This window comes from Streptomyces sp. Ag109_O5-10, assembly GCF_900105755.1.
Classification (GTDB): domain Bacteria; phylum Actinomycetota; class Actinomycetes; order Streptomycetales; family Streptomycetaceae; genus Streptomyces.
In genome coordinates this window covers 7904471-7931344 of the sequence record NZ_FNTQ01000001.1, presented here as the reverse complement: position 1 = coordinate 7931344, position 26874 = coordinate 7904471, and the positions used below count along the sequence as shown (strand labels likewise).

At 72.1% G+C, this 26874-nt stretch carries 28 protein-coding genes and 1 pseudogene; 13 read left to right on the top strand and 16 right to left on the bottom strand.

What is annotated here, in order from left to right:
- Positions 1–8: 8 nt before the first annotated feature.
- Positions 9–1583 carry an apolipoprotein N-acyltransferase gene (lnt, locus tag BLW82_RS36160; RefSeq protein WP_093505691.1) on the top strand — a complete coding sequence of 525 codons (1575 nt, stop codon included), beginning with the start codon at positions 9–11 and terminating at the stop codon, positions 1581–1583.
- On the opposite strand, the gene BLW82_RS36155 is transcribed toward lnt, so the two are convergent.
- Positions 1501–2412, bottom strand: coding sequence for a Gfo/Idh/MocA family protein (locus BLW82_RS36155; RefSeq protein ID WP_093505689.1), 912 nt, complete (start codon positions 2410–2412; stop codon positions 1501–1503). The genes lnt and BLW82_RS36155 overlap by 83 nt on opposite strands.
- A 98-nt stretch (positions 2413–2510) precedes the next feature.
- On the opposite strand from BLW82_RS36155, the gene BLW82_RS36150 reads away from it, so the two are divergent.
- Entirely contained in the window at positions 2511–3023 is a 513-nt protein-coding gene (locus BLW82_RS36150; protein WP_093505687.1) for a DinB family protein, read from the top strand.
- A 112-nt stretch (positions 3024–3135) separates the two neighbouring features.
- On the top strand, positions 3136–3609 hold the full coding sequence (locus tag BLW82_RS36145; protein ID WP_093505685.1) for a hypothetical protein: 474 nt from the start codon (positions 3136–3138) through the stop codon (positions 3607–3609).
- 15 nt (positions 3610–3624) lie between these two features.
- Here BLW82_RS36145 and BLW82_RS36140 read toward each other — a convergent pair whose 3' ends face one another.
- From BLW82_RS36140 to BLW82_RS36110, 7 genes are all read right to left on the bottom strand, one after another.
- Positions 3625–4125 (bottom strand): hypothetical protein, encoded by a 501-nt coding sequence (locus tag BLW82_RS36140; protein WP_093505683.1) that lies wholly within the window; start codon positions 4123–4125, stop codon positions 3625–3627.
- A gap of 337 nt (positions 4126–4462) precedes the next feature.
- Entirely contained in the window at positions 4463–5149 is a 687-nt protein-coding gene (gene ung, locus BLW82_RS36135) for a uracil-DNA glycosylase (protein ID WP_093505681.1), read from the bottom strand.
- A gap of 93 nt (positions 5150–5242) precedes the next feature.
- Complete coding sequence (locus BLW82_RS36130) at positions 5243–6820, bottom strand: ABC transporter substrate-binding protein (protein ID WP_093505679.1); 1578 nt, start codon at positions 6818–6820, stop codon at positions 5243–5245.
- Between the two features lie 211 nt (positions 6821–7031).
- Positions 7032–7793: an SDR family oxidoreductase gene (locus BLW82_RS36125; RefSeq protein WP_093505677.1), complete on the bottom strand. Its 762-nt coding sequence runs from the start codon at positions 7791–7793 to the stop codon at positions 7032–7034.
- Between the two features lie 31 nt (positions 7794–7824).
- A complete protein-coding gene (fabG, locus tag BLW82_RS36120) occupies positions 7825–8586 on the bottom strand; it encodes a 3-oxoacyl-ACP reductase FabG (protein WP_093505675.1) in 762 nt (253 codons plus the stop codon).
- A 148-nt stretch (positions 8587–8734) separates the two neighbouring features.
- Positions 8735–9151 carry a DUF3037 domain-containing protein gene (locus BLW82_RS36115; protein ID WP_177233346.1) on the bottom strand — a complete coding sequence of 139 codons (417 nt, stop codon included), beginning with the start codon at positions 9149–9151 and terminating at the stop codon, positions 8735–8737.
- 29 nt (positions 9152–9180) lie between these two features.
- Positions 9181–9945 carry a HipA family kinase gene (locus BLW82_RS36110; protein WP_093505671.1) on the bottom strand — a complete coding sequence of 255 codons (765 nt, stop codon included), beginning with the start codon at positions 9943–9945 and terminating at the stop codon, positions 9181–9183.
- A gap of 530 nt (positions 9946–10475) precedes the next feature.
- On the opposite strand from BLW82_RS36110, the gene BLW82_RS36105 reads away from it, so the two are divergent.
- Positions 10476–10976 (top strand): Rieske (2Fe-2S) protein, encoded by a 501-nt coding sequence (locus tag BLW82_RS36105; RefSeq protein WP_093505669.1) that lies wholly within the window; start codon positions 10476–10478, stop codon positions 10974–10976.
- 3 nt (positions 10977–10979) lie between these two features.
- On the opposite strand, the gene BLW82_RS36100 is transcribed toward BLW82_RS36105, so the two are convergent.
- Complete coding sequence (locus BLW82_RS36100; protein ID WP_093505667.1) at positions 10980–11627, bottom strand: cysteine hydrolase family protein; 648 nt, start codon at positions 11625–11627, stop codon at positions 10980–10982.
- Positions 11628–11715: 88 nt separating this feature from the next.
- On the opposite strand from BLW82_RS36100, the gene BLW82_RS36095 reads away from it, so the two are divergent.
- Entirely contained in the window at positions 11716–12183 is a 468-nt protein-coding gene (locus tag BLW82_RS36095; protein WP_093505665.1) for a pyridoxamine 5'-phosphate oxidase family protein, read from the top strand.
- A 23-nt stretch (positions 12184–12206) separates the two neighbouring features.
- Here the strand turns inward: BLW82_RS36095 and BLW82_RS36090 are convergent, their stop codons facing one another.
- Positions 12207–13109: a LysR family transcriptional regulator gene (locus tag BLW82_RS36090; protein WP_093505663.1), complete on the bottom strand. Its 903-nt coding sequence runs from the start codon at positions 13107–13109 to the stop codon at positions 12207–12209.
- A 75-nt stretch (positions 13110–13184) separates the two neighbouring features.
- Here BLW82_RS36090 and BLW82_RS36085 point away from each other — a divergent pair, with 75 nt between their 5' ends.
- Entirely contained in the window at positions 13185–14138 is a 954-nt protein-coding gene (locus BLW82_RS36085; protein WP_093505661.1) for a DMT family transporter, read from the top strand.
- Between the two features lie 138 nt (positions 14139–14276).
- Here the strand turns inward: BLW82_RS36085 and BLW82_RS36080 are convergent, their stop codons facing one another.
- Complete coding sequence (locus tag BLW82_RS36080) at positions 14277–15605, bottom strand: aminotransferase class I/II-fold pyridoxal phosphate-dependent enzyme (RefSeq protein WP_093505659.1); 1329 nt, start codon at positions 15603–15605, stop codon at positions 14277–14279.
- Positions 15606–15640: 35 nt separating this feature from the next.
- Here BLW82_RS36080 and BLW82_RS36075 point away from each other — a divergent pair, with 35 nt between their 5' ends.
- Entirely contained in the window at positions 15641–16330 is a 690-nt protein-coding gene (locus tag BLW82_RS36075) for a pyridoxamine 5'-phosphate oxidase family protein (protein WP_093505657.1), read from the top strand.
- An 83-nt stretch (positions 16331–16413) separates the two neighbouring features.
- Here the strand turns inward: BLW82_RS36075 and BLW82_RS36070 are convergent.
- Positions 16414–17381, bottom strand: a pseudogene (locus BLW82_RS36070) (DMT family transporter).
- 46 nt (positions 17382–17427) lie between these two features.
- Positions 17428–18033 (bottom strand): Clp protease N-terminal domain-containing protein, encoded by a 606-nt coding sequence (locus BLW82_RS36065; RefSeq protein ID WP_107408590.1) that lies wholly within the window; start codon positions 18031–18033, stop codon positions 17428–17430.
- Between the two features lie 152 nt (positions 18034–18185).
- Here BLW82_RS36065 and BLW82_RS36060 point away from each other — a divergent pair, with 152 nt between their 5' ends.
- Entirely contained in the window at positions 18186–18428 is a 243-nt protein-coding gene (locus BLW82_RS36060; RefSeq protein WP_371131530.1) for a hypothetical protein, read from the top strand.
- 113 nt (positions 18429–18541) lie between these two features.
- A complete protein-coding gene (locus BLW82_RS36055) occupies positions 18542–18970 on the top strand; it encodes a type II toxin-antitoxin system Rv0910 family toxin (RefSeq protein WP_093505655.1) in 429 nt (142 codons plus the stop codon).
- A 72-nt stretch (positions 18971–19042) separates the two neighbouring features.
- Here the strand turns inward: BLW82_RS36055 and BLW82_RS36050 are convergent, their stop codons facing one another.
- Positions 19043–19678, bottom strand: a complete 636-nt coding sequence (locus BLW82_RS36050) for a PadR family transcriptional regulator (protein WP_093508451.1) — start codon at positions 19676–19678, stop codon at positions 19043–19045.
- Between the two features lie 168 nt (positions 19679–19846).
- On the opposite strand from BLW82_RS36050, the gene argG reads away from it, so the two are divergent.
- Positions 19847–21295, top strand: a complete 1449-nt coding sequence (gene argG, locus BLW82_RS36045) for an argininosuccinate synthase (RefSeq protein WP_093505653.1) — start codon at positions 19847–19849, stop codon at positions 21293–21295.
- A gap of 629 nt (positions 21296–21924) precedes the next feature.
- Positions 21925–22737 (top strand): PhzF family phenazine biosynthesis protein, encoded by an 813-nt coding sequence (locus BLW82_RS36040; protein ID WP_093505651.1) that lies wholly within the window; start codon positions 21925–21927, stop codon positions 22735–22737.
- Here the strand turns inward: BLW82_RS36040 and BLW82_RS36035 are convergent.
- On the bottom strand, positions 22727–23527 hold the full coding sequence (locus BLW82_RS36035) for a CPBP family intramembrane glutamic endopeptidase (protein ID WP_093505649.1): 801 nt from the start codon (positions 23525–23527) through the stop codon (positions 22727–22729). The genes BLW82_RS36040 and BLW82_RS36035 overlap by 11 nt on opposite strands.
- Before the next feature lie 200 nt (positions 23528–23727).
- Positions 23728–25248 (bottom strand): glutamate-cysteine ligase family protein, encoded by a 1521-nt coding sequence (locus BLW82_RS36030; RefSeq protein WP_093505647.1) that lies wholly within the window; start codon positions 25246–25248, stop codon positions 23728–23730.
- A gap of 556 nt (positions 25249–25804) precedes the next feature.
- On the opposite strand from BLW82_RS36030, the gene BLW82_RS36025 reads away from it, so the two are divergent.
- Both BLW82_RS36025 and BLW82_RS36020 read left to right on the top strand, forming a co-directional pair.
- A complete protein-coding gene (locus BLW82_RS36025) occupies positions 25805–26389 on the top strand; it encodes a hypothetical protein (protein WP_093505645.1) in 585 nt (194 codons plus the stop codon).
- A 277-nt stretch (positions 26390–26666) separates the two neighbouring features.
- The gene (locus tag BLW82_RS36020; protein ID WP_093505643.1) at positions 26667–26873 is read left to right on the top strand and encodes a DUF5999 family protein; all 207 of its coding nucleotides are present in this window, start codon (positions 26667–26669) and stop codon (positions 26871–26873) included.
- Position 26874: the final 1 nt, after the last annotated feature.

The following is a 26874-nucleotide window of genomic DNA, read 5'->3' as shown; positions in this document are numbered from 1 at the left end:
GGCGATGGATGAGGACCGTCGAGCGCTGGCTCACCTCCCCGTGGCGGCGTTCCTGCGCCGGGGCACTCGCGGGGGCGCTGCCGGTGCTGGCCTTTCCGGCGCCGTCACTGTGGTGGTTCGCGTACGTCGCGCTGGTTCCGTGGCTGCTGCTGGCCCGCTCGGCGCCGACCGGGCGGCGGGCCGCGTACGACGGCTGGTGCGGCGGGTTCGGGTTCATGGTGGCCGTGCACCACTGGCTGCTGCCGAGCCTGCACGTCTTCATCTTCCTGATCGCCGGTCTGCTGAGCGTGTTCTGGGCGCCCTGGGGCTGGGTGACGCGCCGGCTGCTCGGCGGGGTGCCGTCGCCGGGGCGGGCCGCGGCCGCGGTGCTGGTGCTGCCCTCGGGCTGGCTGATGGTGGAGCTGGTGCGGTCCTGGCAGGGGCTCGGCGGCCCGTGGGGCATGCTCGGCGCGACCCAGTGGCAGGTGACACCGGCGCTGCGGCTGGCCTCGGTCGGCGGGGTGTGGCTGCTGAGCTTCCTGGTGGTGGCCGTCAACGTCGCCGCCACCGTGCTGGTGTCCGTGCGGGAGGCCCGGGTCCCCGCGGTGGCCTCGCTGGTGGCCACGGCCGCCGCGACCTCGGCCGCCTGGGTGTGGTCGCCGCGCCCGGACGTCGACGGCAGCGTCCGGATCGCCGTCGTCCAGCCCGGCATCGTCGACGGCACCGACAGCGGCGGCCGGCGGTTCGACCGGGAGGAGCAGCTGACGCGTCAGCTGGCCGGGCACCGTCCCGACCTGATCGTCTGGGGCGAGAGCAGCGTCGGGTACGACCTCGGGGACCGGCCCGATCTGGCGCGGCGGATCGCCGCCCTCTCCCGGGAGACCGGCGCGGACATCCTGGTCAACGTGGATGCCCGGCGTTCCGACCGGCCCGGCATCTACAAGAGTTCCCTCCTGGTCGGCGCCGACGGCCCGACCGGCGACCGGTACGACAAGATGCGGCTGGTTCCGTTCGGCGAGTACATACCGGCCCGCTCGCTGCTCGGCTGGGCCACCTCGGTCGGCAAGGCGGCCGGCGAGGACCGGCGGCGCGGTACCGGGCAGGTGGTGATGGACGTCGGACACGGGCTGCGGATCGGACCGATGATCTGCTTCGAGACGGCGTTCCCCGACATGAGCCGGCACCTCGTCCAGGACGGCGCTCAGGTGCTGGTCGGCCAGTCGTCGACCTCTTCCTTCCAGGGCGGCTGGGCCCCCGAGCAGCACGCCTCGCTGGCCGCGCTCCGGGCCGCCGAGACTGGCCGCACGATGGTGCACGCCACGCTGACCGGGGTGTCCGCCGTGTACGGACCGGGCGGCGAGCGCATCGGCCCGTGGCTCGGCACCGACGCGAGCACCGCCCGGGTCTACCAGGTGCCGACGGCCCGCGGGGTCACCCCGTTCGTGCGGTTCGGCGACTGGCCGGTGGACGGCGCGCTGCTGGTGCTGGCCGCGTACTGCCTGGCCGAGGGGATGCGGACGGTCAGGCTGCGCCGGAGTGCCGCCGAACCTCTCGTACCACCTGCTCGCACAGCTCGTGAGTCGCCAGTGCGTCCCGGGCGCTGAGCACCTTCCCGGCGCGGACGGCGTCCAGGAAGGCGAGCACGGCCTGTTCGATGCCGCGCTGCCGGGCGACCGGCACCCAGTCGCCGCGCCGGCGGACCGTCGGCTGGCCCTTGTGGTCGACGACCTCGGCGAGGTTGAGGACCTGGCGCTTGGTGTCCTGTCCCGAGACCTCCAGGATCTCCTCCGCCGAGCCGCTGAGCCTGTTCATCACGCCGAGCGCCGTGAAGCCGTCGCCGGCGAGCTGGAGGACGACGTGGTGCAGCAGGCCGTCGGCGACCCGGGCCCGGACGGTCACGTCCTCGACCGGTCCGGGGGCGAGGAAGCGCAGGGTGTCGACCACGTGGATGAAGTCGTCGAGGATCATCGTGCGGGGTTCCTCGGGCAGCCCCACGCGGTTCTTCTGCATCAGGATCAGCTCGCGCGGGTGGTCGGCGCACTGCACATAGCCGGGGGCGTGGCGCCGGTTGAAGCCGACGGCCAGCGACACGTTCCGCGCCTCGGCGAGTGTCACGAGGCGTTCGGAGTCGGCCATCCGGTAGGCGAGAGGCTTGTCGACGTACGTCGGTACGCCCGCCTCGAGGAGCCGGGTGACGATCTCGGGGTGGGCGACCGTGGCCGCGTGCACGAAGGCGGCGTCGAGGTCCTGGGCGAGGAGGTCGTCGAGGGTCGCGTGCCGGCGGTCCTCGGGCAGGTGGAGGCTGTCTCCGATCCGGGCGAGGGTGGCGCGGGTGCGGGTCTGGAGGTGGAGTTCCAGCCCCGGCTGCACGGCCAGCACCGGCAGGTACGCCTTCTGCGCGATGTCGCCGAGTCCGATGCAGCCGACCTTCACTGACGCTCCCCTAGCGGTTGTCCACACGTGCCTGCGCAAAAGCATACGGGCCGATAATCCGTGGTGGGACCGGCCGTGGGTGCGCCAGGATGCCCGGTATGACGACCGAACGCCGTGCACCCGACGTCGACGCCGACGAACGCAGCATGCTGGAGGGCTGGCTGGAATTCCACCGGCAGACCCTCGCGGTGAAGTGCGAGGGCCTGACCGACGCCCAGCTGCGGACCCCCTCCGTGGAACCCTCCCCGCTGACCCTGATGGGGCTGGTGCGGCACATGGCCGACGTGGAGCGATCGTGGTACCGCAGGGTCCTCGCCGGGGAGGAGGCGCCGCCGCTGTACTTCACCGACGAGGACCCGGACGCGGAGTTCCGCCTCACCGAGGCGCACACCTGGCAGGAGGCGTACGCGGTCTGGCAGGCCGAGATCGAGGCCGCCCGGCGGGCCGCGGCCGGCTTCGGTCTGGACGACCTGTCCAAGGGCCGTCACCGCCGCAGCGGCGAACAGTTCAACCTCCGCTGGATCCACACCCACATGATCGAGGAGTACGCCCGGCACAACGGCCACGCCGACCTGATCCGGGAGCGGATCGACGGCGCGACCGGCGAATGACGTCAGCCTGACAGCCGCCCGTCCCCCGTACGGGGCACGAGATCACCCGTGCGGGGCACCAAAGTCTTGTCGACGGTGTCAACCCCCGCGCCGAACCAGCAGAGTTGCGCGGGTGCATCGAACGACGACCACCGCAGCGCTCCTGGTCACCGTGACCGTCTCGGCCCTCTCCGGCTGTGTGACGGTCCAGCACCCGGCGGCACCCGGCCCGCCTCCGGGTACGGCGCCCTCGCTGCCGTCGGTGCCACGCCCGGACGGCAGCGCCGAGCCGCGCGTGGTGCAGGCCCCGGTCAAGGAGGCCCTGGAGATGGTCGGCCCGTCCCGGCCGTCCCACCGTGCCGCACCGGCCGCCCCGCACGCCCCGGCGCCCGCTCCCCCGGCCGGGCGTCGCCCGCCGGCGGCTCCGCGTTCCGTCACACCGCATCCCCCCACCGCCCGCCGGCCGCACAGCCCGCAGGCCGGCCTCCCCGGCCTCTCCCACTCCGTCCCGAATCCCCCGGACGTGTGCGCCCTCGGCGAGCAGTACGGCGGCTGGGCCGCCGACAGCACGCAGGCACGCGTCTGCCAGCAGGCGTACGGGCACTGACAGCCCGGCGCGGCGCTATTTCGGCCGCTGTCGCGGTGGGCCCCAGGACTCGCCGCCGGGGTCGCCCGCGTCGCCGAGCCGCAGCTCCAGGCGGCTGATCGCGGCCCGGACCCCGTCGCCGTACCCGTCGTCACCGAGGGCCACGGAGGCGCCACGGGCCCGGTGCAGGTGGCTGCGGGCGGCCTCGGTACGGCCGAGCTTCACGTAGTCGGCGGCGAGGTTCAGGTGCAGGGAGGGGTAGAAGCCGCGCAGCCGCGCGTCTCCCTCCGCCTCGTCCGCCGCGGACAACGCCCGCAGATCCCATGCGAGTTCGTCGGACGGGTCGTCCTGGGTGTCGGCGAGGTAGTGGGCCAGGGTGCAGCGGTGCAGCGGCTCGCCGTGCTCGCCGTGCTCCGCCCACAGGTCGAGCAGGCGCCCCCGGGCCTCCTCGCGGTCCCCGGCGTGGTGCAGCATCACGACCTGCCCGATGCGCGTGAGCACGGCATCGGGTGCCGTGCGCTCCTGTCGCTCCGCCACGGGGCCCTCCGGGCTGTAAGCCGTTGTGTGCTGCCGACGGTAAACGGCGCCGTCAGCTTTTCTTGTCAGGCGGCGCCGCTGGACCATGGGCCGGTGGTCAGCCGCGGGCCCGCGGGGGGCTGGTCGCGCAGTTCCCCGCGCCCCCTACGGGGCGCGTTGCCCCACGGTCGGCTGCGAGGCGCCCTCGTGGTGGCGACGCTTGACGGCGGCGCCGGGGGTGATCGGCAGGTGGCGGCGTTGGACCGCGGCCCGGTGGTCGGCCGCGAGTCCGTGGGGGCTGGTCGCGCGGTTCCCCGCGCCCCCTACGGGGCGCGTTGTCCTCCGGTCGGCTACGAAGTCAGCCCAGGTCCGGGATCCGCCAGTCGATCGGCTCGTGGCCCTGGGCCGCCACCGCCTCGTTGATCTGGGTGAAGGGACGGGAGCCGAAGAACTTCTTCGCGGAGAGCGGGGACGGGTGGGCGCCCTGGATCACCACGTGCCGGGTCTCGTCGATCAGCCGGAGCTTCTTCTGCGCGTAGCCGCCCCAGAGGACGAAGACGGCCGGGTCGGGCCGCTCGGCGATCGCGCGGATCACGGCGTCCGTGAACTTCTCCCAGCCCTTGTTCTTGTGCGAGTTGGCCTCCCCGGCGCGGACCGTGAGGACCGCGTTGAGCAGCAGCACGCCCTGCCGGGCCCACGGCATCAGATAGCCGTTGTCCGGCACGGACTCCCAGCCGAGCTCCTCGCGCATCTCCTTGTAGATGTTCCGCAGGGACGGCGGGATCCGCACGCCGGGGCGGACGGAGAAGCACAGCCCGTGGCCCTGGCCCTCGCCGTGGTAGGGGTCCTGGCCGAGGATGAACACCTTGACCTGGTCGAACGGCGTCGCCTCCAGCGCGGCGAAGACCTCTTCGCGGGGCGGGTAGACGGGACCCTTCGCCCGCTCGTCCTCGACGAACTCGGTCAGCTCCTTGAAGTAGGGCTGCTGCAGCTCGTCGCCCAGAACCCCGCGCCAGGACTCGGGCAGCATGGCGATGTCGGTCACGTCAACGTCCTCACGAATTGCGGTCACTTGCAGATCCTGCCGGTACCGGAAAACCTACAGGCGACCACTGACAACGGGTGCCGGACGGCGGTTTCACCAGCTGGTCTTGCGGTGCAGCTCCCACATCATCATGATCGTCGACGGGTCCAGCGCCTTCTCGCCGCCGGAGACGTCGTCGCTGGCCGCGACGTACTGCCGCCCCTGCCAGAGCGGGATGAGCCGGGCGTCGTCGACGAGGATCCGCTGGGCCTCCTCGAAGTCCTTGACGACCGCGGCGCGGTCGCTCTCGCCGCGGGACCGCGGCAGCAGCCTGCCGGTGATCACCGGGGACGGGTACGGCGTGCCGAGAGCGTTCCGCTCGCCGACGAAGGGCGCGATGAAGTTGTCCGCGTCGGGGAAGTCCGGGAACCAGCCGCGGCCGAACACCGGGTACTCGCCCTTCTCGTACCCGACGACGTAGGTCTTCCAGGGCCGGCTCCTGAGGGTGATGGTGAACAGCCCGGAGTCGTCGAGCTGCTGCTTGAGCTCCTGGAACATCCGGCCGGTCTCGGAGCCGTAGCGGTCGGTGGTGTACCAGAAGGTGAGCGGGACGCGCCGGGTGATACCGGCGTCGGTGAGGATCCTGCGGGCCTTGGCTGTGCTGGGGTCGCCGAAGTCGTCGAAGAAGCCGGTGGTGTGGCCGGTCAGGCCCGCCGGGACCATGGAGTACAGCGGGTCGACGGTGTCCATGTAGACGGAGTGGGCGATCGCGGCGCGGTCGACGAGCTGGGCGACGGCCTTGCGCACGGCCGGCACCTTGGCCCACGGGTCCCTGGGGTTGAAGACCAGGTAGCTGATGTCGGTGCCGGTGCCGTCGATCAGCTGCAGGTCGGTGCTGCTGTGCGCCTCCAGGGCCACGATGTCGGAGGCGGCGAGACCGCGGTAGGTGACGTCGATGTCCCCCGAGCGCAGGGCCTTGACCATGGTGGCCGAGTCCTGGAAGTAGCGGATGGTCACCGCGTCGTTCTGCCGGTCGGCGAAGCCCCGGTAGTTGTCGTTGCGGACCAGCTCGGCCCGTTCGCCGTCCTCGTAGGACTTGAGGGTGTACGGCCCGGAACCGTACACGGAGGCGTCCGTGCGCAGCGAGTGGGCGGGGTAGTCGTCCGGATCGACGATCGACATCGCCGGGGTGGCGAGCACGAACGGGAAGGTGGCGTCGGGCTTGTTGAGGTGGAAGACCACCTCGCGGTCGCCGGTCGCCTGCACCCGGTCGAGGCTGCCGAGCAGTCCGGCCGGGCCGCTGGGCGCGTTGATGCTCCGGATCCGGTCGACGGAGTACTTGACGGCCTGGGCGTCGAGCGTGGCGCCGTCCGCGAACTTCAGGCCGGAACGCAGCTCGCAGCGGTACGTGCGGGAGCCGGAGTCCGTGAAGGCGCAGTTCTGCGCGGCGTCGGGCCGCGGTGTGGTGGCCCCGTCGGGGTAGGCGAGCAGTGTCTGGTAGACGTTCCGGAACAGCTCCCAGGAGCCGTCCCACGATCCTGCCGGGTCAAGGGTGCTGGGGGCGCTGGTGGTGCCGACGACGATCGGCCCGCTGTTGTCCGTGCTGCTGCCGGAGAACACCCCGCACCCGGCCACCAGGGCGATGGACGCGACCGCGGCGACTCTTCGCGGACCTCGGTTCCGGTTGAACACGCGCACGCTCCTCGATCCGCCGCACCAGGGGTCGGCGGCCGACCATACCGCAGCGTTGCGCGCGTTGAAGTACCCCGGAAACACGGGCGTTGATCGAATGTGCTAAGACGACGTTGTCATCCTCCTGTGTGGATCTCGTACGGCCGCGCGGGCGCCGTTTTCCTCACAGATGCGGCAGATGTCTGTGACGAAAACGACGCCCGACGGTCTGTCAGGCCATGCCGGCGTTGAGGAAGATGCCGCCGTCGACGACGAGTGTCTGGCCGGTGATCCAGTCGGACTGCTCCGAGGTGAGGAAGGCGGCGGCGCCGCCGATGTCGGAGGGCACGCCGAGCCGCTTGAGCGGGTAGCCCGCGGCGGCCTCCGCCTCGCGGCCCTCGTACAGGGCCTCCGCGAACTTGGTCTTGACGACCGCGGGGGCGATGGCGTTGACCCGGACGCCGGGGGCGAACTCGTGCGCCAGCTGCTGGGTCAGGTTGATCATCGCGGCCTTGCTGATGCCGTACGCGCCGATGAACGGCGAGGCCGACAGGCCGGCGACGGAGGCGATGTTGACGATGGCGCCGCCGTTGTCCTTCTGCCAGGCGTGCCAGGTCTTCTGGGCGAAGCCGAGGGCGGAGACCACGTTGGTCTCGAACACCTTGCGGGCCACGTCCAGGTCGACGTCGGCGATCGGGCCGAACACCGGGTTGGTTCCGGCGTTGTTGACCAGGTAGTCGACGCGGCCGAAGGCCGCCATGGCGCGTTCGACGACCTCGCTCTGGTGGGCCAGGTCGTGCGCCTTGCCGGCGACGCCGACGACGCGCTCGGCGCCGAGGCTCTCGACGGCCTCCTTGAGGGTGTCCTCGTTGCGGCCGGTGATGACGACGCGGTCACCGCGGGCGATCATCGCCTCGGCGATGCCGTAGCCGATGCCGCGGCTCGCGCCGGTGACGACGGCGACCTTGCCGGACAGCTCGGGCAGTTCAGTCATGTCAGTGTTCCTCAGGTTCCCCGGTGTGCGGCTAGTCGAGCGGTCCGCCGGCCACGTACAGCACCTGGCCGGAGACGAAGCCCGCGGCCTCGTTCGTGAAGAAGGCGATGGCGTTGGCGATGTCCTCGGGCTCGCCGACGCGCTGCACCGGGATCTGGGTGGCCGCGGCGGCCTTGAACTCCTCGAAGCCCATCTTCACGCGCTCCGCGGTGGCCTTGGTCATCTCGGTGGCGATGAAGCCGGGGGCGACGGCGTTGGCGGTGATGCCGAACTTGCCGAGCTCGATGGCGAGGGTCTTGGTGAAGCCCTGCAGACCGGCCTTGGCGGCGGAGTAGTTGGCCTGGCCGCGGTTGCCGAGCGCCGAGGAGGAGGACAGGTTGACGACCCGGCCCCAGCCGGCCTCGACCATGTGCTGCTGGACGGCCTTGGTCATCAGGAAGGAGCCGCGCAGGTGCACGTTGAGGACCGTGTCCCAGTCGGACGCGGACATCTTGAACAGCAGGTTGTCGCGGAGCACGCCGGCGTTGTTGACCAGGATGGTCGGGGCGCCCAGCTCCTCGACGACCCGCGTGATCGCGGCGGCGACCTGGGCCTCGTCGGAGACGTCGGCACCGACCGCGATCGCCTTGCCGCCGGCCGCGGTGATCTTCTCGACGGTGTCCTTGCAGGCGGCCTCGTCGAGGTCGATCACGGCGACCGCGCGGCCCTCGGCGGCCAGTCGTACGGCGGTGGCGGCGCCGATGCCGCGTGCGGCACCGGTGACGACGGCCACCCGCTGCTCAGTGCTGGACATTGCTGTTTCTCCTCGCCCTTGAGAACACCTGGGTACACCTGGTCGAGAACCCGGCCGTAATGGTGAGCGACCGCTTAGTACCTTCGACAGACGTGACGCTAGAAGCCCTGGCACGCGGTGTCAACGTCACTCCGCGCAGTGTGATCCATTACCTCACCAGGACGTCCAGCAACCGCTCCGTCTCGGCGGCCGGGTCGCGGGTGAGCCCGGTGTGCACGGGTCCCGGCTGCACGACCGTGGAGCGGGGCGCGACCAGCCAGCGGAAGCGCCGCCCCGGGTCGTCGCCGGCCGCGTGACCGGCCGCCGCCCCGCCCGCGCAGATCCCCTCCACCGCGCCGAGCGCGGCCCGCACCCCGGCGACGTCCGCCTCCGGGTCCAGGGCCAGCAGCCGGGCCTCGTCGAGATGGGTACGGGCGCCGACGTAGCCCTTGGCCCGGCAGTACACGAGTACGCCCGCGTTGATGCACTCGCCGCGCTCCACGCGGGGTACGACGCGCAGCAGGGCGTACTCGAAGACGTCCCGGTCGCCGCCCTGGCCGGACCGGGTGATGTGGCGCTCGGTCATGCGTCCGGCCACGTTGATGTGGGTCTCGCTCACTTGGCCCCCTCGATGCCGGTGATGCGCTCGTGAATGACGGCGGCCCGGGCGAGCAGCGGCCGCGCGTAGGTGCGGCGCAGGTCGTCGGGGGTGTCGAAGCCGGGCTCGGCGGTGAGCCAGACGTCCGGGATCTCGGCAGTGACCTCGGCGAGCAGGTCCTCGGTGACCAGGGGCGCCAACTCGGCGGCGGCCGCCCGGACATCGGGGCCGAACCCGCTCAGCGCGTGGTCGGCGGCGTCGTACGGACGGGCCGCGGACGCCTCCGCGGCCGGCCAGTTGTGCTGCCAGATCATGGTGGCGCCGTGGTCGATGAGCCACAGGTCGCCGTGGTGGACCAGCAGGTTGGGGTTGCGCCAGGAGCGGTCGACGTTGTTGACCAGCGCGTCGAACCAGACGATCCGCCCGGCCTCCGCGGGGCTCACCGCGAAGGCGATCGGGTCGAAGCCGAGGGCACCGGAGAGGAAGTCCATGCCGAGGTTGGTGCCGCCGCTGCCCCGCAGCAGGTCCTGCACCTGTTGTTCGGGTTCGCCGAGCCCCAGCACCGGATCCAGTTCGACGGTGACCAGCCGGGGCATCCGGAACCCGAGCCGGCGGGCGAGTTCACCGCAGACGACCTCGGCGACCAGCGTCTTGCGGCCCTGCCCCGCGCCGGTGAACTTCATGACGTACGTGCCGAGATCGTCGGCCTCGACGAGCCCCGGCAGCGAACCGCCCTCGCGCAGGGGCGTGACGTAGCGGGTCGCGGTGACTTCTCGCAGCATTTTCCCAGGCCATCCAGCTTCTCAACCAGGCAGTCGGCGACCGGGGGGCCTCCGGCACGGAGTGAGCATAGTAACCGAGCGTGACAGCCGGGCGAGATCCGGGACCGGGAGCGGCCGCCCCCGCCGGGCGCTCGGCGTCCATCTCGCCTCCGCCCGGAAGGAACGGCGGCACCCACGGCTCGGACGGGTCGACCTGGACCACCCGGCCATGGCCGACGCCCATGGCGAAAAGCTGTCACTGGTCGTCCTTCTCACCGCCGAAGCGAACGGCGCCCGATGATCCACCGCTGTTCAACGGAGTACGGGCCAGGTCACGGCGCCCTTCCGCCGCGCCGGTCCGGCGGACCGGCGGCCGGGGCGCGTCGGTTTCGCCGCGTCGCAGGTCAGGACCGACAGCGAACCGACAGCGCCGCTTTACCGAAGCCTCATGTCCAGGTGGTCACTATCTGGATGCCGTCTGAACAGGTGGTGCCCGAAGACCGTACCCCTGGACGGATCAACGAGAAGCTCCGCGGAAGGGAACCCCTCACATGACCAGCGCACCGCTCAACCCCTCGGCCAGCCCGGCTCGCCGCACCGTCATGGTGGCGGCCGGAGCGGCAGGGCTCGCCGCCGCGCTGACCGCCTGCGGGTCGTCGGACGACGGCTCGTCGAGCTCGACCACCACGAACGGCAACGCGGGCGGTGGCTCCACCACCCAGGACAGCAACGGCTCGGCCGGCGGCTCCACCGCCGCGGCCGGTGGCAGCGCGCTCGCCAAGACCACGGACATCCCCGAGGGCGGCGGCACGATCTACAAGGACCAGGCCGTGGTCGTCACCCAGCCCACGTCGGGCACGTACAAGGCGTTCTCGACGAAGTGCCCGCACGCCGGCTGTGCGGTGACCAGCATCGCCAACGGCGAGATCGTCTGCCCCTGCCACGGCAGCAAGTTCGCCATAGCGGACGGCAGCGTGAAGCAGGGCCCGGCGACCACGGGTCTGACGGCCGCGAACATCACGGTCTCCGGCGACCAGATCTCGCTGGCCTGATCCTCAGGACCGCCTGCGCGGTTGTTTGAGGCAGCCGAGCACCTCGTCCGTGGTCGCGACCGTGGCGACCAACGCGAGGGTGTTGCGGACCATCGCGGGGGTGTACTCGGGGGGCACTCCCGCGACGGCGTCGGCCGGGACGACGGCCGTGTAGCCCCGGTTGACCGCGTCGAACACGGCATTGGGAACGGCCACGTTGGCCGAGACACCGGTGACGACCAGGGTGCGGCAGCCGAGGTTGCGCAGCAGCGGGTCGACCTCGGTGCCCTGGATCGGCGACAGGCCGTGCAGCCGTCGTACGACGAGGTCCTCCTCCCACACCTCGATGGGGGGCGCGACGCGGACCGCCGCGGTGCCGGAGAGCTGCTGGACGGGCAGCCGTTCGGCGGCGCGGAACAGGCGGGCGTTGCGGTTCGCGCCACGGCCGTCCGGACGGCGTTCGGCGATCGCGTGGATCACCTGGACACCGGTGTCGTGCGCGGCGGCCACAAGGCGGGCGATGTTGTCGAGAGCCCCCGACGTCCGTGCCTCGCGGGCGAGTTCGGGCAGCGCACTGTCCGGGCCCACCACACCCTGCTGGCACTCGACGGTGAGCAGCACGGTGCTCACGGGGTCGAGGAGTTCCGCGAGCCGTTCGTACGACGACGGCATGACGCCCCCTTCCACCTTGGTGCGGGGCGGGTGACACTAACCGCCATCGCGCGGGAACGGAAGAAGAGACAGAAGAAGAGGGGGCCGCATGACCGTCACTCAGCGCCGGGGCCGGAAGATCATGATGACGCCCGGTGAGCTGGACGAGTTCCTCACCACACAGCGCACCTGCCGGGTCGCGACCGTCTCGGCGTCCGGTGCTCCGCACGTGAGCGCCCTGTGGTTCGCCTGGGACGGCACGTCCCTGTGGCTCTACTCGGTGGTGCGCAGCCAGCGCTGGAAGGACCTCAGCCGTGATCCGCGGGTGGCGGTCGTCGTCGACTCCGGTGAGGAGTACGACCAGTTGCGCGGCGTCGAGCTGAGAGGGACCGTCGAGTTCGTGGGCGAGGTCCCGCGCACCGGCGAACTGGTCGCCGAACTCGACTACGTCGAGACGGTGTTCGCGCGCAAGAACTTCGGCCTGGACGAGATGCCGCACGACGGACGGCACGCCTGGGCGCGGCTCACCCCGACGAAGACGGCCTCCTGGGACTTCCGCAAACTGGGCTCGGCCTAGAGCGCGGTTCGAGGGGAGCCGCCTCAGGCGATCGCCTCGGCAGCGCCGCGCAACTCCTGCACCGCCGCCCGGATCGAGGGGCGGCGGTCGGCGTCGGCCCGCCAGACGACGTACACATGGCGGCGCACCCGCTGCTTCAACGGCACCATGACCACGCCGTCCGGCACCGGGTGCCGGCCCAGCAGCGGGGCGATGCAGACGCCCAACCCGGCCGCAACCAGGCCCAGTTGGGTGTGCGTCTCGGCCGCGCGGTGCCCGACGATGGGCTCGATGCCGCGCGAGCGCAGCGTGAACATCAGCCACTCGTGGCAGAACTCGCCCTCGCCCCAGGTGATCCACTGGTCCTCGGCGAACTCCCCCAGGTCCACCTCCTCGCGGCCGGAGAGCCGGTGCCCGGCCGGCAGCGCCACCTCGGCCGGGTCGTCCAGCAGGGGCGCCTTGACCAGCCCGTCGGGCACCGGCATCGGCTTGTTGTACCAGTCCAGGACGACGGCGAGGTCGAGGTCGCCGCGGACGACCCCGGCGACGCCGTTCTCCGGTTCCAGTTCGCTGGAGCGGACGCGCAGCGCCGGGTGCCGGGCGCGCAGCGCGGCGAGTGCGGCCGGGAACAGGCCACGGGCTGCCGTCGGGAACGCGGACAGCCGCAACTCGCCGACGACCTGGCCCCGGTGCGCCTCCAGGTCGGACTGGGCCAGCTCGACCTGGGAGAGGATCCGGGCCGCGTGCTCGGCGAGCAGCCGGCCGGCGTCGGTGAGCCGGATGCCCCGGCCGTTCTTCGCCAGGAGCTGCTGGTCCACCTCGCGCTCCAGCTTGCCCATCTGCTGCGACACCGCCGACGTGGTCACGTGCAGGGCCTCGGCGGCGCCGCTGACCGAGCCGTGCCGGGCGAGGGCGTCGAGGGTGCGCAGGCGTTCCAGGTTCAACATGTAAGCGATTCTAAGAGGTACCCGGTGAGAAATCTCGATTGTGCTACAAGGTTTCCCTCCCGCATCGTTGCGGGCATGAGCACCGTGACCTCCGCCGCGACCGGCAAGCCCGCGCTTGCCACCGCCGCCTCCCGCCCCCGCCTCGACTGGCGGCTGCGCTTCGGCGCCCTCTCCCTGATCTGGGGCTTCAGTTTCCTCTTCATCAAGGTCGGGACGGAGGGCTACGCACCGTTCCAGGTCACGCTCGGCAGGCTGGTGTTCGGTACCGCGGTCCTCGCGGCGGCGATGGCCGTGAAGCGGCAGCGGCTGCCGCGAGGCGCCCGGACCTGGAGGCATCTGGCGGTCGCCGCGTTCCTGCTCAACGCGCTGCCGTTCTCCCTGTTCGCCTACGCGGAGCTGACCATTCCGTCCACCCTGGCCGGGATCTGCAACGCGACCTCGCCGCTGTGGGGGATGGCGCTGTCGCTGGTGGCCCTGTCGGAGGACCGGCCGACGCGGGTCCGGTTCGCCGGGCTCGGCCTGGGGTTCGTCGGTGTCCTGACGGTGCTGGGGGCCTGGGAGGGCTTCCACGGACTGGACGTCACGGGGACGCTCATGGCGCTGCTGGCGTCGCTGAGTTACCCGATCGGATGGATCTACGTCCGGCGGACGCTGGCCGGTACGGGCGACTCGCACCTGGCGATGACCGGCGCGCAGCTGTTGCTGGCGACCACGCAACTGGCCGTGGTGACACCGTTGTTCACGTCCTTCCCGGCGCACTTCGCGCTCGTCCCGCTGCTGGCGATCGCCGCGCTCGGCGCACTGGGGACGGGCCTGGCGGTGCTCGTCCAGTACGGGCTGGTGGCGGAGGTGGGCCCGACCACGGCCCAGATGGTCACCTACTTCATTCCGGTCATCGCCGCCGCGGCGGGGGTCGCGGTGCTGGGCGAGTCGCTCCGGTGGAGCACGCCGGTGGGCGCGGTGATCGTCCTGGCGGGAGCGGCCCTCACCCAGGCGAGGCAGCGTCCTCGGCGGGGCGCGGCCGGCTGAGCGGGTCCGGCGAAGCGCCCCCGAAGGGGCGCTGGGGGGCACCCCGGGCCGAAGGCAGGACGAGGAACTGCGCGACCAGCCACGACGGCGCCCCGGACGGCAGACCACACCGCACTCACGGCACTTCCAGCGGACCGCTCAGGCCTGGACGCGACCCTTCGCCGGCGTCACCGCCCTCGCCACCGCCGCCGCCAGCGGACCGGCCTCCTCCGGGGTCAGCGTCGAGACGGTGACCCGGATGCCCGGCGGGGTCGCCAGGCGGTAGCGGGCGCCCGGGGCCACCGCCCAGCCTTCGAGCAGCAGCCGGGACACCGCGCCCGTCTCGTCCGGGACCGGGACCCAGACGTTCATGCCGCTGCGGCCGTGCGCCTCGACACCGTGGTCCGCGAGCGCGTCGACGAGGAGGTCGCGGCGGGCCCGGTACGCCGCCGCCACCGCGGGGCCGTCCACCACGCCGTCGGCCCACATCCGGACCACCGTGCGCTGCAGCAGGCGGCTCACCCAGCCCGGGCCCAGGCGCTGGCGCCCCCGCACCCGGTCGACCGTCACCTCGTCGCCGGTCAGGGTCGCCAGACGCAGGTCCGGGCCGTAGGCCTTGGCGACCGAGCGGACGAAGGCCCAGTGGCGGGCGACGCCGGCCAGGGGGTGCAGGGGGAGGTCGACGATGCCGTGGCCGTGGTCGTCCTCGATCAGCAGGGTGTGCGGGTGCGCGCGCAGGACGGCCCGCAGGGCACGCGCGCGTGCGGCGCTCACCGCGGCACCGGTGGGGTTGTGCGCCCGGGCCGTGACGATCAGGGCGCGCGCCCCGGACTCCAGGGCCCGGCGCAGGGCGTCGGCGCGCGGCCCCTCGTCGTCGACGGCCACCGGGACGGTGCGCAGCCCGAGCGCGGGGATCAGGTCGAGGGTGCGGCCCCACCCGGGATCCTCGACGGCGACCGGGTCGCCGGGCTTGAGGTGCGCCAGCAGGACCCGTTCGGCCGCGTCCAGGGAGCCCGAGGTGACCGTGAGCGGCCCGTCGGGCACGCCGTCGGCGGCCAGCTCGGCGCGGGACATCCGCTCCAGCTCCGGCTCGACCGGGTCGGCGCCGTAGAGGACCGGGTCGCGGTCGCACTCGGCCGCCACCGCCGCCAGGACCGGCGCGAGGGCGGGGAGCAGCGCGGGGTCGGGGTTGCCGGAGGACAGGTCGCGCACCCCCGCCGGGACGTCGGGGAGCTGGTCCCGTCCGGTGGTGGCCGGCTTCGGCCGGACCCGGCTGCCCCGCCGACCGGCCGTCTCGATGACCCCGCGCTCGCGCAGGGTGCGGTACGCGGCCGCGACCGTATTGGGGTTCACCCCGAGGCGGCCCGCCAACTCCCGCATCGGGGGCAGCAGTTGCCCCGGCTCCAGCTCCCCGGCACCCACCGCGCGCTCGACGCTGGCCGCAATCTCTGCTGCGCCGCGCCCTTCGATCGGATATTCTCCTATCACAAACAAGATTATGCACTAGTGCAATGGAGTCCGCAATGGAGACAGCCGCACCGGGGACCGTCCCGGCCCAGCCCGCCGCCTACGCGAAGACCGGCCGCACCGTTCCCACCCGCTCCGCCGAGCGGGCCTCGTACGACAGGGAGCTGGTGCACTCGATCCTCGACGAGGGCTACCTCTGCCACCTCGGCTTCGTGCGGGACGGCGCGCCGGTGGTGCTGCCGACGCTGTACGGCCGGGTCGGCGAGGTCCTCTACCTGCACGGTTCGACGGGTTCGCGTCCGCTGCGGATGACCGGCCAGGCCGATCCCGGACTCGCGGTGTGCGTGACGGTCACCCACGTCGACGGCCTCGTGCTGGCCCGCTCCGCCTTCCACCACTCGGTCAACTACCGCTCCGTGGTGGTGCACGGCATCGCCCACCAGGTCACCGACCCCGAGGAGAAGAGCCGCGCGCTGGACGCCCTGGTCGACCACGTGGTGCCGGGCCGGGCCGCCGACTCCCGCCCCGCCAACAGGAAGGAACTGGCCGCGACCGCGGTGATCCGCCTCGACCTGAACGAGGTCTCCGCCAAGACCCGCACGGGCGGCGCGAACGACGAGCCGGAGGACATGGACCTCCCGCACTGGGCGGGCGTACTGCCGCTGCGCAAGGGATACGACGCTCCGGTGGCGAACGGCGACCTGGCGGCGGACGTTCCGGTGCCGCCGTACCTGACGGGCGCCTGAAACAAGGCTGACGCGCCCCCCACAGGGGGCGCGGAGAACCGGGCTCCCAGCCACGACGGACCGCGGCGGTCGCCGCGACGCGCTCAGGCCGAGGCGACCGGTTCCTTCGCCGAGCTCCGGCTGACCACCGGCTCCGGCACCGGAGCGGAGGACTGTGCGATGAACGCGCCCAGCAGGACCACGGCTCCCCCCACCACCTGCGCCGCCCCCAGCCGCTCCCCAGCAGCACCCACGCCAGCCCGGTCGCCACCACCGCCTCCAGGCAGGCCACCACCCCCGCCACCTGCGGAGACAGCCGCCGTACCGACACCACACCCGTGCCGTACGCGACGACCGTCGCGACCAGCACGATCCAGCCCAGCAGGACGGCCGCCGGCACGACAGCACCGTTCATCCGCGCGGAGCCGCCCAGTACGGACCAGTCCATCTCCCACGGCCGGGCCACCACGGTGAGCAGGCCCGCCCCGATCAGCAGCCCGTAGGCGATCACCCCCAGCGGATCCGCCCCCTCGCCCCCGCCGTGGTCGGCCAGCACGAAGTACCCCACCTGGCAGCACGCCGCCGCCAGCGCCAGCACCAGCCCCAGCGCGTCGAACCGCAGCCCCGACCACACCTCCACCACACAGGCGAGGCCGCCCGCCGCGAGGACGACGCCGAACGCGGCGGCGCGGGTCACCGGCCGTCGCTGCACGAACCGGACCCAGCCGAGCACCAGCGCGGGAGCGAGGTACTCCACGAGCAGCGCCACACCCACGGGTATCCGGGAGATGGCGGCGAAGTAGCAGGCCTGGACGCCGGCCACGGCGAGCAGGCCGAACCCGGCGAGCAGCACCGGCCGGCGGCGGGGCAGGTCGCGGTGGCGGACGGCGACCGGCAGCATCACCAGGGCGGCGCCCGCCACCCTGAGCCACACCACCTGCAGCGGCGCCAGCCCGGCCTCGATCAGGGGCTTGGCCGCGACGCCGGAGCCGCCGAAGGCGAGCGCCGACGCGAGGGCGAGGGAGAGCCCGAGGCCCTTTCCATGGCTGCTGTCAGTGGTGTGCACCGGCACATGATGCCAGCAGGCGACATGAGCGTCACCCCGTATGACACCTGTCTCAACGGCTGGACGTGCGGCGCTCCCCCTCGGCGTCCCGGACCGCCCCGGCCGTACCGACCACCCCGGCGCCGTCTGCCCGCACGGCCAGATCACCCGCGGCCACCCCGGCCCGCTCCAGCACCTCGACGGCCCGGGACTCCGGATCGAGGACCAGACCCACGAGCAGGTCGATGCCGTCCGGGTGGGGCACGCCGCGGCGCCGGGCGCGGCTGCGGGCGTACTCCAGGGCGGCCGCGGCCACCGGGGACCAGACGCCGTCGCCCCTGCCCTCGGCTCTTCCCCCGGCGTGCGGGAGGGCGGGCAGCGCGCCGGAGTCCTCGACCCCGCCCTGCCAGCGCAGGCCGTAGCCGATGCTGCGCTGCACGAGGTAGCCGAGCAGGCGGGCCAGTTGCGGAGCGTCGCCGACGACGGCACGCACTTCGGGGTCGTACTCGATCAGCGAGTGCAGCAGATGGGCGGTGTCGACCTGGCGGTCCCCGTCCCGCACGGCCCGGCGGCGGGCACCGGCGACCACCGCCGCCGTCCCGTCACCGAGCCCGGCATCGTCGTCCGCGTGGATACCGCCCTGGTCCTGGGCGGACTGGCGGGGAATACGGGGTTGCACACCCCTTACCTCATCAATCCCAGGGGCCCGCGTCATCGGCAGGGGGAAGCATCTTCACGTCCCACGCAGAGTGGACGCGGATGGCCGGAATCTCCTCCTTGCGGAGGAGATCAGACCGATTCCGGCCACCGGGGCGCGCGCCGTCGTGCCGCGTGCCCCGTACGCAACCGTCGCGCATCCGCCGGACGTCTCCCCCTGACGTGGAGAGCGGGTGCTGTTGCTGGCTGGTCGCCCTGCCGGCGGTCGACGGCAGGCAGTACGTGTACCGGGTCTACGCCCCGGCGGACGCGCTGCTCGCGGACCTGTTCTGGGACGCCTGGCACTGCCACGACGAGAGCGCGTTGCCGCGCGCGTGGGATCTGTTCGACGCGGCGCTGATACGGCGGGTCGGCTGAGCGGCCGGGCGCTCCCCGACCGGCACATTTCCTGACGGTTCATCAGTATTGAATGTTCGGGCCCCTGCGGCTACGTTCCGCGACACCGTAGCCCGACACGAAGGGGTGGCCCGATGGCCGAAGTCAGCGCGGAGGCACGCATCCAGGCACCGGCCGAGAGGGTGTGGGCACAGCTCACCGACTGGTCGGCGTACGGCGAGTGGAACGCGACCCACACCAACTTTCCCAAAGGCGGCCCCGAGACCCTGGCGGTGGGCGGCACCTTCCAGGAGAACATGAAGCTGATGGGCTTCCCGGCGGAGGTCGAGTGGACCATCGAGGAACTGGAGCCGGCGCGGGTACTGGCGATCCGCGGCAAGGGCCCGATGGCGGTGACCGTCGCCACGCGCTACACGCTGACGCCGGACGGGGACGCGACGGGGGTGCGGATCGACGGCGAGTTCACGGGCGCCGCCGTGTCGCTGATGGCGGGCAAGCTCAAGGACTCGGCGACGGCGGCCCTCAACGAGTCACTGCGCAAGCTGGACGGCCTGGTCGCCTAGGGGCTGTCCGGCGGAGACGGAGGCGCGCCCCGCGGATCACTCCGCGGGGCGCACCCGTCTCCCGCCCGAGGGTCAGTCCTCCTCGGCGAGGATGAGGTACAGCTTCTTGCGGCTCTCGTTGATGACGGCCAGCGCCTTCTCGCGCTGTTCCTTGCTGCCGGTCTTCCAGACCTGCCCGAACGCCTCCATCAGACCGAAGCCGGCCTGCCGGATCTCGCTCAGGGCCTCGAAGTCCACCCCACGGGAAGCCTCTTCCCAGGGGGCGTCGGGGCCCTCGGCGGCGGCGGTCCGGCCGCTGTCGGTGAGGGAGAACAGCTTCTTGCCGCCCTCGCTCTCGCTGGCGATCAGCCCTTCGTCCTCCAGCAGCTGAAGGGTGGGGTACACCGAGCCGGGGCTGGGCTTCCACGCGCCGCCGCTGCGCTCGGCGATCTCCTGGATCATCTCGTAACCGTGCATCGGGCGGTCCTTCAGCAGGGCCAGGATCGAGGCCCGCACGTCACCGCGCCGCGCCCTCCCCCTGGGACCACCGCGTCCGCGCGGCCCCCAATGACCCGGTCCGAAACCGGGCCCGCCGGGACCGAAGCCGGGGCCCCCCGGGCCGAAGGGCCCGAACGCCGCACGCCGTCCGTCACGTCCACCGAAGCCGCCCCGCCCGTGCGGGTGAGGGCCGGCCTGACCATGTCCACGCTCGAATCCGTGGGAACGCATCGCCATCACTCCATCCATCGTTGATCTGTCGCGTACCTTTCGCGATGCCTCAACGATATATCGCAAGCGTTCGGGAGACAAGGCCCTGGAGCAGCACTCCGGCAAGCCCCCCGGCGAGCCGCCAACAGGGACGTTGCATGACCATGCGTCCTGATGCATAATCTTCCTATGTCCAAGGTCCTCACCTCCCTTCCCGTCGGCGAGCGCGTCGGCATCGCCTTCTCCGGTGGGCTCGACACCTCGGTCGCGGTCGCGTGGATGCGCGACAAGGGCGCCGTCCCGTGCACCTACACCGCCGACATCGGCCAGTACGACGAGCCCGACATCGCCTCGGTGCCCGGCCGTGCGCACACCTACGGCGCCGAGATCGCGCGTCTGGTCGACTGCCGGGCCGCGCTGGTCGAGGAGGGCCTCGCCGCGCTCACCTGCGGTGCGTTCCACATCCGCTCGGGCGGCCGGGCGTACTTCAACACCACGCCGCTGGGCCGCGCCGTCACCGGCACGCTGCTGGTGCGGGCCATGCTGGAGGACGACGTCCAGATCTGGGGCGACGGGTCGACCTTCAAGGGCAACGACATCGAGCGGTTCTACCGGTACGGCCTGCTCGCCAATCCGCACCTGCGGATCTACAAGCCCTGGCTGGACGCGGACTTCGTGACCGAGCTCGGCGGCCGCAAGGAGATGTCCGAGTGGCTGGTGGCCCACGGGCTGCCGTACCGGGACAGCACCGAGAAGGCGTACTCCACCGACGCCAACATCTGGGGCGCCACGCACGAGGCGAAGACCCTGGAACACCTGGACAACGGCATCGAGACCGTCGAGCCGATCATGGGCGTGCGGTTCTGGGACCCCGAGGTCGAGATCCTGCCCGAGGACGTGACCATCGGCTTCGACCAGGGCCGTCCGGTGACCGTCAACGGCAAGGAGTTCGGGACCGCCGTCGAACTGGTCATGGAGGCCAACGCGATCGGCGGCCGGCACGGGCTCGGCATGTCCGACCAGATCGAGAACCGGATCATCGAGGCCAAGAGCCGGGGCATCTACGAGGCGCCGGGCATGGCGCTGCTGCACGCCGCCTACGAGCGGCTGGTCAACGCGATCCACAACGAGGACACGGTCGCGCAGTACCACAACGAGGGCCGGCGGCTCGGGCGGCTGATGTACGAGGGCCGGTGGCTGGACCCGCAGGCGCTGATGATCCGGGAGTCGCTGCAGCGGTGGGTCGGCGCGGCGGTCACCGGTGAGGTGACGCTGCGGCTGCGGCGCGGCGAGGACTACTCGATCCTCGACACGACGGGGCCGGCGTTCAGCTACCACCCCGACAAGCTGTCGATGGAGCGCACCGAGGACGCGGCGTTCGGTCCGGTGGACCGGATCGGCCAGCTGACCATGCGCAACCTCGACATCGCCGACTCCCGGGCGAAGCTGGAGCAGTACGCGGGGCTGGGCCTGATCGGCTCCGCCAACCCGGCGATCGGGGCGGCGCAGGCGGCGGCCACCGGTCTGATCGGCAGCATGCCGGAGGGTGGCGCCGAGGCGATCGCGTCCCGCGGGGAGGCTACGCCGGACGCGGACGAGTTGCTGGACCGGGCGGCGATGGAACTCGGCACGGACTGAGCGTTCCGCTCAGGGGGGCCGACCTGGTGACAGGTCGGCCCCCTTTCGTCTTGCCGGGGGCGCTCGGGCGTCGACGCCGTCAGACACCGGTCGAGTGGCCGGCGCGGCGCCGTCGTGGTTCTCGCGCAGTTCCCCGCGCCCCTGCAGGGCGCGACCGCCGTCCATCAGCCGGCGCGGCGCCGTCGTGGCTCTCGCGCGGTTCCCCGCGCCCCTGCAGGGCGCGGCCGCCGTCCGTCAGCCGGTGCGGCGCCGTCGTGGTTCTCGCGCGGTTCCCCGCGCCCCTGCAGGGCGCAGCGGCCGTCCATCAGCCGGCGCGGCGCCGTCGTGGCTCTCGCGCAGTTCCCCGCGCCCCTGCAGGGCGCGACCGCCGTCCATCAGCCGGCGCGGCGCCGTCGTGGCTCTCGCGCAGTTCCCCGCGCCCCTGCAGGGCGCAGCGGCCGTCCATCAGCCGGCGCGGCGTCGTCGTGGTTTTCGCGCGGTTCCTTCCCCAGACTTCCAGCCGGCGGCCTTGACGGGGTCCTCAGCCGCGGGTGGGCGGCACCCCCGTTCGGCCGCGCCTGGAGGAAAGGGGCCAGGGGCACAGGATTGGCCTTGGGCGGGTGCGGTGTGCGGGGCCTAGCTTCTTGGGCATGCGGATTCGAATCGTCGATGCCTTTGCGGAGCGGGCGTTCTCCGGGAACCCGGCCGGAGTCGTGCTGCTCGACTCCTTTCCCGACGACGGCTGGATGCAGAGCGTCGCCATGGAGGTGAACCACGCCGAGACCGCGTTCGCGCACCCGCTGCCTAAGGACGCCGACGCGGACTGGGCGTTGCGGTGGTTCACGCCGGTCACGGAGGTCGCGATGTGCGGGCATGCCACGCTGGCCACCGCGCACGTGGTGCACACCACGGGGGCGCACGAGGGACCCGTGCGGTTCGCCACCCGGAGCGGGGTGCTGATCGCCTCGGCCGGTCCGGACGGAGCCGTCACGCTGGACTTTCCGACCGCGCCGCTCACCCGGGTCGACGTGCCCGACGGCGTCGCCGGGGCGCTCGGGGCGGACCCCGTCGCCGTGTTCGACACCGGAGCAGACATCGGCGACCTGCTCGTCGAACTCGCCGACGAGAGGACGGTCCTCGGTCTCTCCCCGGACCACAGGAACCTCGGCGCCCACTCCTCGCGCGGAATCATCGCCACCGCCCGCGCCGAGGACCCGGCCAAGGGGTACGACTACGTCTCCCGCTGCTTCTTCCCGAACGTCGGGATCGACGAGGACCCGGTGACCGGGAGCGCCCACACCGCCCTCGCGCCGCACTGGTCCGGGCGGCTGGGGAGGACCGATCTCACGGGGCTGCAGGCCTCCCGCCGCTCCGGGCTCGTCCATACCTCGCTGCGCGGTGACCGCACGCTGCTGACCGGGCGCGCGGTCACCGTCATCGACGGCGAACTGCTCACGCCGTAGGCAGCCAGCCCACCTTGCCCGCGAGCAGCGCGTAGCCGACGAACGCACCGATGTCGAGCAGGCTGTGCGCCACGACCAGGGGACCCACCCGCCCCCACCGCCGGTACAGGTAGACGAAGACCACGCCCATCACCATGTTGCCGACGAAGCCGCCGATCCCCTGGTAGAGGTGGTAGGAGCCGCGCAGGACGGAGCTGGCCACCAGCGCGGTGCCGGCGGTCCAGCCCAGCTGGTCGAGCCGGCGCAGCAGGTAGCCGACCACGATGACCTCTTCGAGGATCGCGTTCTGCATCGCCGAGAGGATCAGCACGGGGTACTTCCACCACACGTCCGGCAGTGCCTCCGGGACCACCGTGAGGTTGAAGCCGAGGCCGCGTGCGGCCAGGTAGAAGGCGATCCCGGCGCTGCCGATCACCGAGGCGATCGCCGCGCCGCGTCCGAGGTCGGGCCAGGGGCGGGTGCGGTCGAAGCCCAGCGTGCGCAGGCTCGCGCCCTCGCGCAGGAGGAGGTGGGCGACGAGGAGGACGGGGACAAGTGCCGTGGCGATGCCGAAGAGCTGCCAGGCCAGGTCAAGCCAGGGGCGGCCCGGCGCGGCCGACGCGTTGAGGGTCGCCGCCTGGTCCTTGAGGCCGCCCGGCTTGGTGACCGACCCGATGAAGCTGATCAGGGCGGACACTCCGCTCGCCCCGAGCGAAAGCCCCAGGACGAGCAGCGTCTCGTCCCTGAACATCCGCCGCGAGGGCCGCTCCAGTGGATAGGCACCGGCCACCTGATCCGCCTCCACCTGCACCCCTGACTCCAGTCGAGCAAACCCACGCCCCACGGTCATCCTCACCACGGGACACCACAGCTTGCCCGATCAACCTGAAGCAGACGCGACCGACCCCCGCGGCAGCGCCCCCTTAGGGGCGCGGCGAACTGCGCGACCAGCCCACACGGCACGGCACCCGGCAACGCACCGCACCCCTCACGGCGCGAGCCCCGTCGGCCTCACCCCACCGGCACCGGCTCCAATAACCCCACCGGCCACGTATGCACCGGCTCCCCCTCGTTCATCAGTTCCGCGTACCGCCGCGTCATCGCCGCCAGCGCCGCGTCCCTCGGCAGCCCCCGCTCCAGTGCCCGGTGGAACGTGGCCGCCTGCCAGGACGCCCCGTTGACCCGCCTGCGGCACCGTTCCTCGATCACGCCGAGGTAGAAGTCCCGGTCGGCGGGCTCCACCCCCCACGCGTCAAGACCCGCGTGAGCCAGCGGCAGGAGCTCGTCGCGGACCAGGGTGACCGCGTCCACCTCGGCCGTACCGCCGCCGTACCGCGCCCGCCTCGGCCAGACCAGGCGCGCGTCGATACCGTCGCGGCACGCCCTGTCGAAGTTGGCCTCGGCCGCGGCGAACGGCAGCCGTGTCCACACCGGGCGGGACTCCTCCGCGAGGGCGCGCACCAGGCCGTAGTAGAACGCCGCGTTGGCGACGATGTCGGTGACGGTGGGGCCGGCCGGCAGCACCCGGTTCTCGACGCGCAGGTGGGGGACGCTGTCGGCGATGCCGTAGACCGGCCGGTTCCAGCGGTACACCGTGCCGTTGTGCAGGACGAGTTCCGCGAGCTTCGGCACCCCGCCCGCGTCGAGGACGGCGAGCGGGTCCTCCTCGTCGCAGATCGGGAGGAGGGCCGGGAAGAAGCGCAGGTTCTCCTCGAACAGCTCGTACGCCGAGCTGATCCAGCGTTCGCCGAACCAGGTGCGCGGCCGGACGCCCTGGGCCTGGAGCTCCGGCGGGCGGGTGTCGGTGGCCTGGAGGAACAGCGGGGGGCGGGACTCGCGCCACAGTTCGCGGCCGAAGAGGAACGGCGAGTTCGCGCCCACGGCGATCTGTGCGGCCACCGCCGCCTGCGCCGCGTTCCACACGTCGGCGAAGCGGGCCGGGGTGACCTGGAGGTGCAGCTGCACGGAGGTGCAGGCGGCCTCCGGGACGATCGACTTCGACGTGCACACGAGGTGCTCGACGCCCTCGATGTCGAGCAGGAAGTCCTCGCCCCGGGCGGCCACGATCTGATCGTTGAGCAGGGTGTAGCGGTCCACCTCGGAGAGGTTCGCGGAGACCAGGTCGTCCCGCTCCAGGGTGGGCAGGATGCCGGTCATCACGATCCCGGCGTCCACCTCGCCCGCCTTGCGGTCGGCGTACGCCAGCGAGGTGCGGAGTTCCTCGGCGAGCCGGTCGAATACCCGCCCGTCGAGCCGGTGTGGGGCAATGTTCACCTCGAGGTTGAACATGGCGAGTTCTGTTTGGAAATCACGGCTCGCGATACGTTCCAGAACCTGTCCGTTCAACATTCTCGGCATGCCGTCGGAGCCCGCCAGATTCAATTCGATCTCGACTCCCATGAGGTTCTTCGGGCGATCGAACCGCTTCTCCACCAGCAGCCGCTCCAGCCCCGTCAGGCAGTCCTGGAGCTTTTCGCGGTAGTGCCGGCGATCGGACAGGTCGAACCGGCCCGCCACGACCTTCTCCCCCATCGAAGGGTCCCTCCTCGAATGGGCGGGCCGGGCTTCCGGCCGCCGGTGTCCCGAGTCCAGGTGGGATGATGCCCAGCGGAAGCGATCGATAACGTCGCGCGCGGCACCAGCACCCGCTACTCTGTTGGAATGTGTCCTGCGGCACATTCACGAGGCATGACGCCGCATGCAACTGCGGGTTCCCCGTTCCCCTCGTGAAAAACGCCGACGACATCCGGCCGACCGCGACAGCCTCGAAAACCGAGGTCAGCGAGGTTCCGAAGGGCCGGAAATCGGGAGGATTCCACACCAATCGTTGGCCGAATTGCGCCTTGCTCTCTTTTGTGAAACGGCCCGGTGAAACACCATCTGAACAGGCGTCGTATAAACTCCGCGAACAAGGCAGAAGGCTGGCGCCCATGGTCTGGTTCCTGCCGCCTGAGCGACGTGCGGCAGGCAACGCCCGCACCTCTCGTCACCGAACCGGGCCCCCGCCTCTCTGACTTCCTGTGAGCTGACAGCGCCGTCCGCCCCTGCCCTCGCGCCGCCGCGCCTGTCGAACGAGAGGCGACCCACCATGCCGCTGCAAGTCCCTCCTGCCCCCGCACCCGCACTGCGTTCCGTCCTCACCGCCCTCGGTTCCCCCACCGCGGTCCGCGAGGCCCGCACCCCCTCCCTGCGCTCCGCCCAGGGCCCCACCACCCCCGAACTCCCCCTTCCCGTGCACGTCATGGACCGGATCACCCCGGAGGGCGTGTCCGCCACCCGGCTGGCCGGCTGGCGCTTCCTGATCCGCTGCGGCGACCGGGCGGTGGCCGCGGCGGAGACGATGCTCACCCCGGACGGCTGGGCCTTCTCGCACTTCTTCGAGGGGCCCTACATCGCCTCCACCGAGCGCGCCCTGCACCAGGCCGAGGCTCTGCAACAGACGTACCAGCCGCGCCTGTTGTCCCTTCCGGGCCTCTACATGCTCACCCTGTGGCTGCACGGCGACTGCACCGCGGACGGCGCCGAGGGGCACCCGGCCGCCACCGACCTGCTGGTCCCGCTGGCCCCCGCCCCGCCCGGTATCGCGGCCCACCACCCGCACCTGGTCGCCGAGCTCCTCCCGGTACTGACCCACCGCATCGCCCAGGCCCCCCTGCTCATCACGCCCGCCTGAGCTCCGCGACCGCCGTACCCCGCCACTGCCGGACAAGTGGCGGGGTACGGGCGGGTACGGGGCCCACCGTCCGGACTAGCCCTATCCGGCCATGCAGAACCATCCGAATCGGCAACCCTGCGGAGCTGAACCGTCCGCGTGGGTGACGCGTCTCCAACCTGTGAGAAGCGGTGCAGCGAAATCCCTGCGGAGCAACGCCCGGAGGGCAACACTGGTTTCCGACCGACTCATCAGCACGGGGGACGACATGACCACGACCGAGCGAGAGACCCTATCCATGTGCCAGCACCAGCCGCCGTGTCCGACCGCCGAATCCGCCGACCGGGAGTCCGCCCGCCTCATGGCGCACCACCCGGAGCAGGGATGGAGCCTGCTGTGCAACGGCGTTCTGCTCTTCGAGGACACCGGTGAGCTCCTGCCCGACGGCCAGATCATCGCGCCGCACCGCCCGCTCGGTGCCGCCCGCGTGGTGACCGCCGCCTGAC

Bases quoted from the DNA above. Each gene is read 5' to 3' on its own strand.
- BLW82_RS36115 (WP_177233346.1), bottom strand. From the start codon at position 9,151: ATGACCGAGCGCCACATCACCCGGTCCGGCCAGGGCGGCGACCGGGAC.
- fabG (WP_093505675.1), bottom strand. From the start codon at position 8,586: ATGTCCAGCACTGAGCAGCGGGTGGCCGTCGTCACCGGTGCCGCACGC.
- BLW82_RS36025 (WP_093505645.1), top strand. From the start codon at position 25,805: ATGCCGCTGCAAGTCCCTCCTGCCCCCGCACCCGCACTGCGTTCCGTC.
- BLW82_RS36030 (WP_093505647.1), bottom strand. From the start codon at position 25,248: ATGGGGGAGAAGGTCGTGGCGGGCCGGTTCGACCTGTCCGATCGCCGG.
- BLW82_RS36040 (WP_093505651.1), top strand. From the start codon at position 21,925: ATGCGGATTCGAATCGTCGATGCCTTTGCGGAGCGGGCGTTCTCCGGG.
- BLW82_RS36085 (WP_093505661.1), top strand. From the start codon at position 13,185: ATGAGCACCGTGACCTCCGCCGCGACCGGCAAGCCCGCGCTTGCCACC.
- lnt (WP_093505691.1), top strand. From the start codon at position 9: ATGAGGACCGTCGAGCGCTGGCTCACCTCCCCGTGGCGGCGTTCCTGC.
- BLW82_RS36095 (WP_093505665.1), top strand. From the start codon at position 11,716: ATGACCGTCACTCAGCGCCGGGGCCGGAAGATCATGATGACGCCCGGT.
- BLW82_RS36090 (WP_093505663.1), bottom strand. From the start codon at position 13,109: ATGTTGAACCTGGAACGCCTGCGCACCCTCGACGCCCTCGCCCGGCAC.
- argG (WP_093505653.1), top strand. From the start codon at position 19,847: ATGTCCAAGGTCCTCACCTCCCTTCCCGTCGGCGAGCGCGTCGGCATC.
- BLW82_RS36110 (WP_093505671.1), bottom strand. From the start codon at position 9,945: ATGCTGCGAGAAGTCACCGCGACCCGCTACGTCACGCCCCTGCGCGAG.
- BLW82_RS36150 (WP_093505687.1), top strand. From the start codon at position 2,511: ATGACGACCGAACGCCGTGCACCCGACGTCGACGCCGACGAACGCAGC.
- BLW82_RS36075 (WP_093505657.1), top strand. From the start codon at position 15,641: ATGGAGACAGCCGCACCGGGGACCGTCCCGGCCCAGCCCGCCGCCTAC.
- BLW82_RS36055 (WP_093505655.1), top strand. From the start codon at position 18,542: ATGGCCGAAGTCAGCGCGGAGGCACGCATCCAGGCACCGGCCGAGAGG.
- BLW82_RS36050 (WP_093508451.1), bottom strand. From the start codon at position 19,678: ATGCGTTCCCACGGATTCGAGCGTGGACATGGTCAGGCCGGCCCTCAC.
- BLW82_RS36105 (WP_093505669.1), top strand. From the start codon at position 10,476: ATGACCAGCGCACCGCTCAACCCCTCGGCCAGCCCGGCTCGCCGCACC.
- BLW82_RS36100 (WP_093505667.1), bottom strand. From the start codon at position 11,627: ATGCCGTCGTCGTACGAACGGCTCGCGGAACTCCTCGACCCCGTGAGC.
- BLW82_RS36020 (WP_093505643.1), top strand. From the start codon at position 26,667: ATGTGCCAGCACCAGCCGCCGTGTCCGACCGCCGAATCCGCCGACCGG.
- BLW82_RS36125 (WP_093505677.1), bottom strand. From the start codon at position 7,793: ATGACTGAACTGCCCGAGCTGTCCGGCAAGGTCGCCGTCGTCACCGGC.